Below are 12,829 nucleotides of genomic sequence, written 5' to 3'. Positions count from 1 at the left end.
ATAATATATGCACGCTCAAAAATTTATCGAGGCCTTTTACTATTTTATCGCCTTACTTTTTGAATTTATCGACCAACTTTTATAATTTATCACCTAACTTTTATAATTTATCACCCAACTTTTATAATTTATCACCCAACTTTTATAATTTATCACCCAACTTTTATAATTTATCACCCAACTTTTCCGTTTTATCGACAAACACCTCGAAAAGCGCAAAAAAAACGAACGCATCACGCGTTCGTTTTTTGTTTTATAAGTATTGCTTACGCCACTCTAGTTGTTCTTTTTCTGTGAGCTGTTGTTCTAGGTGTGAATCCCATTGGTTTAACAGCGTATTCCATATACGAACGAATAAAATATCTTGTTCTTTATCGTGCAGGACAAATTCTAGGCATGGGCTATCATTGATTTGTTTAGCGTCGGTTTGAACAATTTTGGCAATTATTTTTTGAGAGGCTCCTGCTACAGCTTCTTTGTCATCCTCTTGCTGTAATGCTTCTATTAACATTGCTTCTTCAAAATGCTCTTGCTTCTCAGCCTCTTCATCTACATAGCGATATAGCTCTGGTAGGTCGTCGTATTCTTCCATATTGTCTTCGTCGACAGCAAGAAATGTAAGATGGCATGGGCTATAGTAAAGATTAGCCATTTCTACATCTAGCTCCTCTTCAAAAATACCACGTTCCAGTTGCTGCTGTCCTTTAGATGTCAATCGATAGAAGCCTTCCTTTTGCTCAATGAGACTTACTCGAGACATTTTCGATACTAAATCCTCAATAAATAACGGATCGACTAGTAATAACTCACTTAAATCCTGTGCATTGGCAAAATCCGCTTCCTGTATGCTGATTAACAACATCGACATCAAAACATCCATTGTGGAACGACGAACTGGCTCATAGGTTACTTCTACTGTTCGAATTGGGATGCTCCATTCATCGGTTTTGACGATTTTAATATTGCGATTTTGCTGAAGTTCACGTATTAAGCGCTGTTGCAATTTTGACAATCTATATCACCTGTCCTTCATGATTACGTAAGCCGTTATAGGATTTCACTGTCTCTAACAGATTACTGTACATCTCTCGTGTATCTGGATGTTTCGCACGTTTGGCAAACATCTCAGCACTTCCGACAAGTAATAATAGCTCTCGCGCACGAGATAAGGCGACGTTTAAGCGGCGATAATCTCTTGCGAAGCCAACGTCTCCCCCTTTAGGCGTATTACGTACCATACTAACTAATATAACGTCCATCTCCATACCTTGGAACTTATCAACTGTCCCAGTTCTAAATTGAAGATGTGGTAGCTGTAATTCTTGTTGCAGAAGGCGATTAATTTTCTTGACCTGCTCCCCGTAGAAGCTAATAACGCCAACGCTTTTTTGTGCATCCTTAGGCATCCGTCCAGCTGCTTTCGCTTCAATAACAGATGTATTCAAATCGATTAAAATACGTCGAATTGTTTGCAATTCACCTTCATTGTAACGACTCGTTCCACCCTTTACTTGCTCCTCTAAATAAGGTTTCTCGGTTGGAATATCAACCCATAGCAAATGATCATCACGGTTAACAAATTGTCCTTCAAGACAATGGTCTCGCGCTGCATCTGAATCTGGTAAACCACATTGTAGACCATTTTCTTCTTTCGCGTAAAATGGTGTAATACTGTGCATAATTTTCTCATGCATTCGGTATTGCAATGCCAGCATTTGCTTATGCGTTTGCGGTAGATTATTAAATAAGCGTTCAAATAGTGATTCACGCAGCAAATTTTTCAACTCTTGCGCGCCGTCAAAGTTTGGATTTTCATCGAGCATCGCCTTTAACGTTTCCTCCAATGTATCGTCTCCAAGTAGAGGAGGTAATTGATGATGATCGCCCACTAAAATAACTTTTTTACCTTTAAGCATCGGTAATAATAGCTCTGGTGGTGTGGCCTTTGATACTTCATCAATAATGACAACATCAAATGTCGGGTAGTTCTCCATAAATTCCTTACTTGCTGAAGCGACGCATGTTGTACCGATAACATTCGCATGGCGCACATATAATTTACGAATTTCATCTAAATCATATTCTGTAGCGTTATGTAGCTTGTCACGCCATTGCTCTTGTAATTTTTTTCGAAGAGGTAGCTGCTGTTCCTTACGTTGTAATTCCACGATGGCTGTTTTGGAGGATGCAATTGCTTCCTCTACTTCCTTGTGAGTACGCTCTGGTGTTGATTGTAAGAGCTTTGTGCAGGCTAAGAGCTGCTTCTCCTTCTTCAATCCAGCTATATTAATTTCTTTTATATTTTCTTCTAATTGCGCTAGCTGTTGTTCAACCTCTTGTAAGCTAGTCTGCGCTGTTTGAAGGGCTGCTTTCTTTGGTAGGAGCTGTGTATTAGCATACTCTACCGCCTCTAGCTGTTGATGTGCTGTTTGAAGAGAAGATTTCGATTGTGAAACAAGCATTTTTAAATGCTCTACAGAATCTTCTGGCTCAGCATCAATATGGAATGTCTCTGCTAGCTGCTGTAGTCGTTCTGTATGCTGTAAAAATGGCTGCAATTGTCGCTGTATGCTTTGAACATCAAAGCTTGTAATTGCGCATTCTTGATGTATTAAGCCACCAATACCTTTACGTAAGGACTCAAATTCCCGATCTTTGTGCTCTTGTTGTTGTTTAAGAGCTACGCCTTTTTGCCAGACAAAATCACGACGCATATATAATCCGAGCAAGAAACTCTCAATTTGCTCGGCAGGTGGTGTTTGATCATCCTGAAACGCTGTATTGAGCTGCGCAAAAACTCCTGTTAGATTTTGCAATGAAAACGATTGAACTTGCTGCACTCTACTTTTAGCAAGGGCACGTTCTTTTTCTTCATCAGATACCAACGACTCCAGCTTTGCAATCGCTTTTTGTAGACGTGAATTGATGGTTGCCCACGCCTCTAAATCTTTGGCATCCTCTAAATGTTGCAAACGACTAATTTGCTGTGACAGCACATAGGACGGGCGAATTTGATAATGTTGTAAAAATCGTTCGATTCGCTCATAGGACGTTAAAGTACCGATATATTTTTCGGCTTCCTTCATTAATTGAAGACGCTTATTTTCCTCTTCATATTTCGATTGGATATCTTTGAACTGCAGTGTTAGATGCTGCTTTTGCTCTTGCAGCTCCTTATATTGAGCAGCTGCTTCCAATTGCTCAATTTTCTGTGTCGTTTCCTCGATCGTAAGCTTTAGTTGCTCTATAGATGGGCTTTCAGCAAGGGTTTGCTCAAGCTTCTTTACAGCCGGTTCAATTTGCGCTAGCTGTTTTTCGTAATGCTCTTTATGTGCTTCGCTTTCCTGCTGTTCAGCTTTTGCAGCCTTTAATTCTTTCTTTAACGCCTGTATTTCCTGCTGTAAAATTGGCTCGTCAATTGCAGCCTGTTCTTTCGCAGCTATTTCTTTCGTTAGCTCCTCAAGCCATGTCTCAAGCTTTTCTAGCTCTTCTTCAGCTTTGACAATACTTGATTTTAGTTCCTGTTCACGTGCAGTAAAAGCTGTGATTTCCTCTTCAATCGCTGAGAGTGTTTGCTCACGCCAATGAAGCGCAACATTTTCCTCTATAAATTTTTTACCCTCTTCTTCAATACTTTCCGTTCTACCGTAGCGTAAAATTCGAATTTCTTGATTAGAAAGAAGTCGTCCTAAAGCATTATCTACGGCTAGATTTGATTGAGAAGCTACGAGAGTTTTTAAACCCGCCTTGACATTTTGCTGGCAAATTTCAGAAATAACGGTTGTCTTCCCTGTGCCAGGAGGTCCTTGAATGACATACAAATCTTCAACAGACAGTGCTCCTAAAACAGCTCGTCGCTGATATTCGTTTAAATTATTGTGAAAAACAATATCCTCTCGAAGCTTTGCTGTTCGGACAGTTGGACGTTTTTCGAATAGGATCGTCTCTAAGCTAGGGTTAACTGCCTCGCCTTTTTCTAGCTTTGTAAAACCATTGCGTAATCGTCTTATTTGACTCAATGTCGCAAAATTACTAAAGCTCGCTTGCTTTGAACGAAGATTAAGATGATCTTTACGTGCTAAATCCTGCACAAAAGGCTTTAAGTCGATTTCTACTGTCTGCTTCCCTGCACTAGCCTTTAATACTTGTCCAATTTCACCGCGTACCCCTTGAATGCTTACACTTAATCCTTCAAGCTTCTTCCATTCCTTTGATTTTATATAAGGGCAGACAATGGTTAGCCTAGTAAAATCCTCATTAAAATAGCTTTGTTTAAATTCTGTATGAATATCATCAATTGTCGCATCGCGTTCTTGAATTTTTAAATAGCCTTCCCAGCTCGAAATACGCTTTTTCACATATTCTGTGCGCTCCTCGGCTATTGGTAGCTCTCTTATTTTTTTATGAAGATCAAGCGGAATCCCTGCTCCATTATTAGGTCTTGTGACAAGTTGTAATGCTGCCGGTAAGCGTCGGTTTGTATTGATGGGGCCACGCATATGTACAAAACGAATATTTGTAGCTAATAATCCTTCAACCTTTAGCACACAATCCATAATGGCTGTTTTCTCTGCAAGGACGTCCGTTAACTTTTCATTTTGCTCCGCATTAAAATAAATCGATAAAAATGTTTCACCAACTGTTTTTGCTTTGCGCTTTTCGATATAGACGGTGAATGTTTTTTGTAAGGCAAAAAAGGCATGCTCATTTGCTGAGCATTCCTCTACCGCTTCCTTCGCTTTATTAGTCAATATTAGACTACAGCGTTGTTTTTCTAGTATAGCGATGTCCTGCATGAGCAGCCCTCCCTTCCGTTTCACTAAAGTTCTATTTTATCACATCATAAAAGAATACTTGAAAAGAAAAATCCCCTGCACAGTGATTTCCTTCCACCGCGCAAGGGATAAAGATTTTATATTAATGTTGATCAATCGGTTCTTTCGGCAATGTTTTGCTCATTTCACAATACTGCACAAAAACACGCGCCAATTCACGTAAACGATTATGAACATCTTCATCGACAATATGATTATCTGCATCAAAATGAGATGTGTGTGTGTATACATAGTTCGGAGTTACAAGTGCACGGAAGTAGTCTAAAATTGGTTTCAACTGATTTTCTACTACTAAATGGTGTTGATACGTTCCACCATTTGCCACGATCGATACAGGCTTATAACGCATTGTTTTCGGATGTAAGAAGTCAAATGCATTTTTTAATACACCCGGAATTGATGCTTGGAAAATCGGTGTAGCGATAATATACGCATCCGCTTCCTCGAACTTTTGAATCATTTCCTTCATATCATCATTTAACGGCGAACCGTCTACAATTTGATGTTTATATTGACTAAAATGCATAATTTCTAATTCGAAACTTGCATCTAATTCTTTAATATATTGCTCCACTTGCTCTAAAATAGCACCTGTTTTACGACCGAACATCGTGCCATCAACGAGTAAAATTTTCATTTTCACTTTGCCTCCACATTTATCTTCTACAATAATATTGTAACAAATGAAAAGAGGCACGGAAAGAAATGTAGTGGTTAAAACCGTAAATTCAGTCTTTAGGCGGAACGTAGTCTACACAAGAAATATGATTTCTAAAAGTTATTAAAATAATATTTGGCTCATAACGTGGAGTTGATTTCCGTTCCGGCTGGGCGCTTTCCTGGGGGCGTCCGATGAGCCGCTTCGCTTCGCTGCAGGGTCTCATCTGTGACGCTGATCCCCAAGGAGTCGCCCAGCCTCCACTCCAATCAACTTATCTGCATTGAATACATTTTAATAAAGAAATTTCGATGATGGACCTTTATTTATCCTCACGACGTTGGAATTTTACTTCCTTATCTACAACGGTTTCTTCTATTTTAAATTTACCTCGATTAATCAAGACTTCACGGTTTACTTTATCTTCTTCACCGCTAGGACTTAATGATTTGCGCTTCTCCCAATTAAATAATTGCTCCCTTGAAACATCCTCATCCTGCGCTTCGGGAAAATCTAGCTGAGCCAATTCCTGAGATTGGTAAATTGTAACCGGCTGTTTATCGCCGTACAGTGCAATAACTAGCATCGCCTTCGCAACCTGAGAAGCTTCTATAGCTCTCGTACGTTTTAAAGGACCAACTAATAGTGGTTTTGCCAGCTTTAAAACTTTCTCTCCCGCTTTTTCACCAAAGCGAAATTCTTCTCTCTCCCCAACCAATAAAGATGGACGAATAATCGAAAGTCTCTGTAAGCCTAGCTCCATAAGATCATGTTCAAGCTTTCCTTTTACTCGATTATAATAGAATGGAGAATTTTCATTTGCCCCCATAGCTGTAATAACTAGCATATGTGGGATCCCTCGATTTTTGGCTAATGAGGCAATAGTTAGTGGATATTCAAAATCTACTTTCTCAAATGCCTCACGAGATCCTGCCTTTTTAATCGTTGTCCCTAAACAACAATATAGCTCATGTGCAAATTCGATATCTTTTTCCTCTAAAGCATCAAAATTACGAATTTTAACTTCTAGCTTTGGATGCGTATATGCTGGCGCTCTTCGTGTAATAACCGTAACTGAAACATATTCATCATTTTCACATAATTGTTCTACTAAAGAGGTACCTGTTAATCCAGTAGCCCCTACAACAATCGCTGCGCGCATTCCCATTGATTGTACCTCCTTCTAAAGATCGTTCACCCCAGTAGTCGTACTGCTGGAACAAAGGTTTTGCTGAAAAGCTAAATATATCCTATGTATATTTTTACAAACTCTACTTTATTTATCGGTTAATGAGGGAGCTATTTAATTTTAGGAGTTTTGAAAAACTATTTTCAGGCAGGCAGCTATCCTCCTCTTTTTCACATTATGTCATAAATTATCTAATCCTAATTTTTTACACATACTTGCCCATCATTGACCATAGTTTAAATAGACGGATGAAAGGATGGGATACATTTGCAAAACGAAACTCAAAAAATGGAACTAAAAAAGACGATTGTTTTCATTATTGAAAGCTGTATCGATAAAGGGCTGTATCCTTTTGAACGGGTGGCCACGCTGGCAAAGCAACTTACAAATGAAAAAGTTTTCATATTTGTCAAAACCCCTTCAAATGATGGAATTCAAATTTTAATGAATGAAAATCTCTCGCCAATCTTATTTGAACATTTCGATGAGCTACCAAAGCAAATGAAGAGTATTCAGCCTGATTTAATTGTAAGAGATGGCCGTAACTCTGAAAGCTGGCAAGTTCAAAATTTACGACCTTTCTGCAAAACAATCATTCATTTTGATGATTTTGGTGAGGGTGGTCAAGCCTGTGACTGTGTATTGCTAGCACTCTATCAAGAAGTTAAAGATTATTTACCATCCCATTATATTGGTGGTAGTTTCAACTTCGCATTACCACAAGCTTTTCAAAATTTTGAGGATAGACCAGAATGTAAAACACCTGAAAACCCACCTCATATTGTTGTTGCTTTTGAGGATGGGGACGAGCATAACCTAACATACCGTACTCTTCGACACTTAACGCAGCTACAAATCCCACTACAAATTACAGTGATGATTGATGATAGCTATCAACATGCAACAGATGATTTGCAAATGATGGTGCTCAGTCGTCGTAATACTGCCATTCTACGTGATAAAAATGCACTCCTCAAACTATTACCAAAAGCAGATGTTATTATTTGTAATGCTAACTATACACCTTACAAAATCGCCTCTTATGGTGTACCTTGTATTACCCTTGCACAAACTGAGGCAGAGCTATTACACGCCTTCCCACGCGAACAGAACGGCTTTATTCACCTTGGACTAGGTCGTAAAATGAAGCAATCACAAATTCAAAACGCAGTCATGGAATTTTTATTACATGAGGCTCGAAGCGAACGAGCTGTTAAAAAACAACGCCAGCTCAATTTAGCAAGTAATAATGAAGCATTACAGTCATTGCTTTTAGATTTCGCTTACGATCGCCACAATATCGCTTCTACTTAGTGATTCTTTGAAGGTGAATATGATACAATATAGTAGAATTTTTCACTTTCGTTTATCTTTAATTATACGAAGTGGATTCAAGCAACATAAGTACCCGATTGATAGTAACTAATAAGCGGTGGGGGATAAAAAAACCTCCATCGCTTTTACACGCATTCATTATAATAAACACATAAAGGAGCAATCACCATGCCATCAAAAAGTGATATTGAATATCAAATTAGAGAGCTAAAAATGGACTATATGAATTTACAAGGCGACATTGAGAAGCTTGAATCTACAGGTCATAATGATCAAGTAGCAAAAGCAGAGCAACGTCTTGCAAATATGGAAACAAAGCTAGCTGAATTAAATAAACAATTAGCAGAACTTTAATATCTAGCGGTATACAGCCGCTATCTCGGAGGAATATATATGGCAATATTAACAGTTGAAAATTTAGGTCATTCTTTCGGTGACCGCACGCTTTTTAAAGATGTCTCCTTCCGTCTAGTTGAAGGTGATCATATTGGTCTTGTAGGTGCAAACGGTGTTGGTAAGTCAACATTAATGGGCATCATTACGGGCCAAACAATCCACGATACAGGTAAAGTTGAGTGGCTGCCAGGAACACATTACGGCTATTTAGACCAACATACTGTATTGACAGCTGGACGAACTATGCGTGATGCATTACGTGACGCTTTTCTTCCTTTATATAAAAAAGAAGAAGAACTCAACGAAATTACAGGAAAAATGGCTGAGGCAACACCTGAAGAATTAGAAGATTTACTAGAGCAAATGGCTGAGGTGCAAGATGCTCTGGATGCAGGAGATTTCTATTCTCTTGATATGAAAATTGAAGAGGTTGCGCGAGGTCTTGGTCTTGATGCAATCGGCTTGGAACGTGATGTTGCTGCTCTTTCCGGTGGTCAACGTACAAAGGTTTTGCTAGCTAAGCTATTACTTGAAAAACCAAAAGTATTATTACTAGATGAGCCAACGAACTATCTAGATGAAGAGCATATTACATGGTTGAAAAACTATTTAAAGAACTATCCACACGCCTTCTTATTAATTTCGCACGATACTGAATTTATGAATGAGACAGTAGATGTTATCTTCCAATTAGAATTTTCAAAATTGACTCGCTATACTGCGACATATGAAAAGTTTTTAGAACTTGCTGAAATCAATAAACGTCAGCATATCGATGCCTATGAAAAACAACAGGAATTCATTAAAAAACAAGAGGATTTCATCGCGAAAAATAAAGCGCGCTACTCCACTACTGGTCGTGCAAAATCTCGCGCCAAGCAGCTTGACCGCTTAGAGCGTATCGACCGTCCTGAAACAGCTGTTAAGCCTGAATTCGGCTTTAAAGAGGCACGCTCTTCTAGTCGTTATGTAGTAGAGGCTGAAAACTTAGTCATTGGATATGACAAAGAAAAGCCGTTACTACCTCCACTAACATTTGCTATTGAACGTGGGGAAAAAATTGCTTTAGTCGGTATGAATGGTGTCGGTAAATCAACATTATTAAAAACAATGCTAGGCAAAATAAATCCGCTAGATGGAAAAGTGATTCGCGGTGACTATCTTTACCCATCATACTTCGAACAAGAAGTAAAAGCTGAAAAAATTACGCCAATTGATGATGTATGGAACGCTTTCCCCTCTATGGAGCAAGCACAAGTACGTGCAGCATTAGCACGCGCAGGACTAAAAACTGAGCATATTACTCGCCCACTTAATTCTCTATCTGGTGGTGAACAAGCTAAAGTACGTTTATGTAAACTCATGATGGAAGAAGCAAACTGGCTTATTTTTGACGAACCGACAAACCACTTGGATGTCGATGCAAAAGAAGAACTAAAACGTGCCATGAAAGAATTCAAAGGCACAATCGTACTAGTAAGCCATGAACCTGATTTCTACGAAGGTTTAGCAACAAAGGTTTGGAATGTCCAAGACTGGTTTACTTCAGGACAACAAAGCTAGAAAATAGTATTAATATGGGCAGCCCAGTGTGATTGAAGGATCACACTGAGCTGCCCTCTTTTTTGTGCCTCGAGTATGGGTAACGTTTGTCAGGAACTATACTCGAGCGATTATTTTAAGGATTTCTTCGGGGTACCTGATCAGTTCTCTCGTTTACCCGAGCAGTTTTTCCGTTCACCTGATCACTTTTCTGGCCTACCCGAGCAGTTCTTCGGTGTACCCGATCACTTTTCTGGCTTACCAGAGCAGTTTTTCGGTGGACCCGATCACTTTTTCGGCCTACCCGAACAAATCTCTCGCTCACCTGTGCGCTTCTTCTACTTAACATTAGCAGTATGTGCGCTCCCCTACTCCCCAAGCTTTCCAAACCATTCTTTTTTGAAACAAAAATTTATTTAACTATGCATAAAAGCCTTCATTTAATCATAAAAATAATCAGTGGATTAACAATATATCTATCTCCTTTAAATCAGACTATTGCTCTCTATATTAGAGCAGCTCCCGATATTCTATGAAGTTCTATTATTTATATGAAGTAAACTTACATCATTGTAAGCCGAATTTGTGAAACTTTTCGCTCTTTGGTGCGTATATTTTAGTGTAGAAGAAAAAATTCATTTCTGTATAAAATTTTTCAAATAACTATTGATTTATATATAGCTTACTAGTAAGATATGTGTATAACCTAATTAACTTACTAATAAGATATATATTAAATATATAATCCTAAAAAAGAAAGCGGGGAATGAAGAATGACAGTTACTATTTATTCACAAGCGAGCTGTTCTTCATCCAGAAAAGCATTAAAATGGTTAAAAGATCACAACATTGAATATAAAGAAAAACGTATTACTTCACATCCACTAACACTTGCCGAATTTAAAGAAATTTTAAGCATGACTGAGGATGGAACAGACGAAATTATTGCAACTAACTCAAATGATTTCAAAAATTTAAATGTTGATATTGACCAGCTCTCTATTCAAGAGTTGTTTGCTATCATTCAAGCTCATCCAAGAATGTTACGAAGCCCTATCTTAATTGATGAAAAACGCATTCAAGTTGGCTACAATGAGATGGACATCCGTCGTTTTATTCCACGTAAAGTACGTGCCTATGAATTAGACGCGATGACAAGATTAGCACAAGAAAGTTAAAACAGTTTTGGAGTTGACCTTATATGGATCAAGAAAAAGAAAGAGCCATTACCTCGTTATTTGAAGTAGTATCTTCCATTGAGCGTAAATGGGCAAACGAGTGGAATAATCATAATGTACTCGGCTTTTCAAAATCCCATATTTTAATTTTAGACTACTTATCGCAGGAGGGACCAAAGCGCCCTTCTGCCATTGCTGATCGGTTAAAAGTGACAACAGGCGGTGTCACTGTTTTAACTAGTAAGCTGATTAATGCTGGCTTTATTGAAAAAACTCAGCATGCAACAGATCGACGAGCATCTCAATTGAAAATTACAGCTGATGGGGAAGATATTTTGGAAGAATCCCGTCAGCAAGTAAGCGACCTTATACACAATATGTTTGGGATGCTGTCAGCTGAGGAAGTACAAACATTGCGTGATATTTTTTCAAAATTACTCAATGCTGAACAAAATCGATATGAGTAAAAGCTTCATTTTCACACCTTAAACAGTTAGATGGGCAATCTAACTGTTTAAGGTGTTTTTCTTTTCGCACGGTTTCTTAGATGATTGCCCCTCCCCTTCGCTTTTATCAGCGATGTTTGAGGTTTTATCAGCGATTCTGGCTCTTTTACCGGCGATGTTCGGTGTTTTATCAGCGATTCTGGCTCCTTTGGAAGTCTAGTACCTAGCGGTGGAATTTCGAGGTTTAGCGGCGTTCTTTACCTGGTTAGCGGCGAAACTTTATATTTTGGCGGCGTTTCTCCTTTGGTTAGCAGCTCAATTCACAGTTTTAGCGGCGAATTCCAATTTAAGTTGGACAAATTTTACACAATATTAGGATTTGATCTCGGATTATCGGCGATAAAAATCCATAAAAAAAAGATGCATCGCAAAATAGTTTTGCAATGCACCTTTTATCGAATTGGCCGAACAAATCCTTCCGTCTAAGTAATTATGCTAGTGCGACCAATGCATTTCATTATGCTGGCAACACTGACTCTACTATGGATACATCAGCCATTAGCATTTCCTTCAAACGAGCTTTTGCACGGAATAAACGAGATTTCACAGTACCAATTGAAACTTTCATAATTGAAGAGATTTCAGCAAGTGAATATTGGTCTATGTAGAAATACCATAATGTTTTACGATAGATTGCATCTAATTGCCCCATTTTATCCTGTACCAATTTAGTAACAACATCTTTTTCAATTTTTTCTTCTGTTGAAATGTCATTGTTGGGAACCAAATCTAAAATCGGTACGTCTAATGTTTCAGGTTGGTTCATCATGTATTTACTGCGTCGTGTTTTTTTACGATAGCGATCTCTAAATGTATTCATTGTAATTGTTGTTAGCCAAGCTTTAATATGCTCTACCTCGGCAACGCTATTCTCATAGCGTACAACTTTTACCCATACTTCTTGCATTAAATCTTCAGCTTCTACATTATTGCGAGTAAGTTTTAAACATAAATGGTATATGTAACGATTGTATTCCTCGTATACGCCTTCTAATTTTTCATTCATTGTGTATTCCTCCGCTTCTTGTTCTTGCTTCTATACATATTCTCGCAAAATAATGTATTACACTCTATCGTATTGGCTTTCAATTACATTACAATCATGTAAGCTTAAATGCTTTCACTTGTAATATTCGTAAATAATGTTTTATTACTATACTTTTTATTCGAAAAAAAGCTCCATAACTCGC

The 12,829-nt window shown here is 38.3% G+C and carries 11 protein-coding genes; 6 read left to right on the top strand and 5 right to left on the bottom strand.

The features are described 5' to 3' along the window. Positions 1-253 precede the first annotated feature (253 nt). The 4 genes from MWJ95_RS04770 to MWJ95_RS04755 form a co-directional block, all read right to left on the bottom strand. The gene (locus MWJ95_RS04770) at positions 254-1,012 is read right to left on the bottom strand and encodes a hypothetical protein (protein WP_249075267.1); all 759 of its coding nucleotides are present in this window, start codon (positions 1,010-1,012) and stop codon (positions 254-256) included. A gap of 1 nt (position 1,013) precedes the next feature. Continuing rightward, on the bottom strand, positions 1,014-4,796 hold the full coding sequence (locus tag MWJ95_RS04765) for a DEAD/DEAH box helicase (protein ID WP_249104566.1): 3,783 nt from the start codon (positions 4,794-4,796) through the stop codon (positions 1,014-1,016). Positions 4,797-4,917: 121 nt separating this feature from the next. Next, a complete protein-coding gene (locus tag MWJ95_RS04760; RefSeq protein WP_249075269.1) occupies positions 4,918-5,472 on the bottom strand; it encodes an NADPH-dependent FMN reductase in 555 nt (184 codons plus the stop codon). Between the two features lie 343 nt (positions 5,473-5,815). Then, a complete protein-coding gene (locus MWJ95_RS04755) occupies positions 5,816-6,661 on the bottom strand; it encodes an NAD(P)H-binding protein (RefSeq protein WP_249104564.1) in 846 nt (281 codons plus the stop codon). A gap of 288 nt (positions 6,662-6,949) precedes the next feature. Here MWJ95_RS04755 and MWJ95_RS04750 point away from each other — a divergent pair, with 288 nt between their 5' ends. The 6 genes from MWJ95_RS04750 to MWJ95_RS04725 all read left to right on the top strand — a co-directional run bounded on the left by MWJ95_RS04750 (position 6,950) and on the right by MWJ95_RS04725 (position 11,600). Continuing rightward, positions 6,950-7,996, top strand: a complete 1,047-nt coding sequence (locus MWJ95_RS04750) for a PseG/SpsG family protein (RefSeq protein ID WP_249075271.1) — start codon at positions 6,950-6,952, stop codon at positions 7,994-7,996. A 189-nt stretch (positions 7,997-8,185) separates the two neighbouring features. Continuing rightward, on the top strand, positions 8,186-8,371 hold the full coding sequence (locus MWJ95_RS04745; RefSeq protein ID WP_249104562.1) for an SE1832 family protein: 186 nt from the start codon (positions 8,186-8,188) through the stop codon (positions 8,369-8,371). A gap of 39 nt (positions 8,372-8,410) precedes the next feature. Continuing rightward, a complete protein-coding gene (locus MWJ95_RS04740; RefSeq protein ID WP_249075273.1) occupies positions 8,411-9,976 on the top strand; it encodes an ABC-F family ATP-binding cassette domain-containing protein in 1,566 nt (521 codons plus the stop codon). A 75-nt stretch (positions 9,977-10,051) separates the two neighbouring features. Next, a complete protein-coding gene (locus tag MWJ95_RS04735; RefSeq protein WP_249104561.1) occupies positions 10,052-10,375 on the top strand; it encodes a hypothetical protein in 324 nt (107 codons plus the stop codon). A gap of 353 nt (positions 10,376-10,728) precedes the next feature. Next, positions 10,729-11,133: a transcriptional regulator Spx gene (gene spx, locus MWJ95_RS04730; protein ID WP_249075275.1), complete on the top strand. Its 405-nt coding sequence runs from the start codon at positions 10,729-10,731 to the stop codon at positions 11,131-11,133. 23 nt (positions 11,134-11,156) lie between these two features. Further along, positions 11,157-11,600: a MarR family winged helix-turn-helix transcriptional regulator gene (locus MWJ95_RS04725; RefSeq protein ID WP_249075276.1), complete on the top strand. Its 444-nt coding sequence runs from the start codon at positions 11,157-11,159 to the stop codon at positions 11,598-11,600. Between the two features lie 496 nt (positions 11,601-12,096). On the opposite strand, the gene MWJ95_RS04720 is transcribed toward MWJ95_RS04725, so the two are convergent. Beyond that, positions 12,097-12,645: an RNA polymerase sigma factor gene (locus MWJ95_RS04720; protein WP_249075277.1), complete on the bottom strand. Its 549-nt coding sequence runs from the start codon at positions 12,643-12,645 to the stop codon at positions 12,097-12,099. Positions 12,646-12,829 lie beyond the last annotated feature (184 nt).

The sequence above is a fragment of the Lysinibacillus sp. Bpr_S20 genome, from assembly GCF_023337835.1.
Lineage (GTDB): Bacteria > Bacillota > Bacilli > Bacillales_A > Planococcaceae > Lysinibacillus.
The sequence above is the reverse complement of the archived record's forward strand: the minus strand, read 5'-3'. Positions and strand labels throughout refer to the sequence as shown.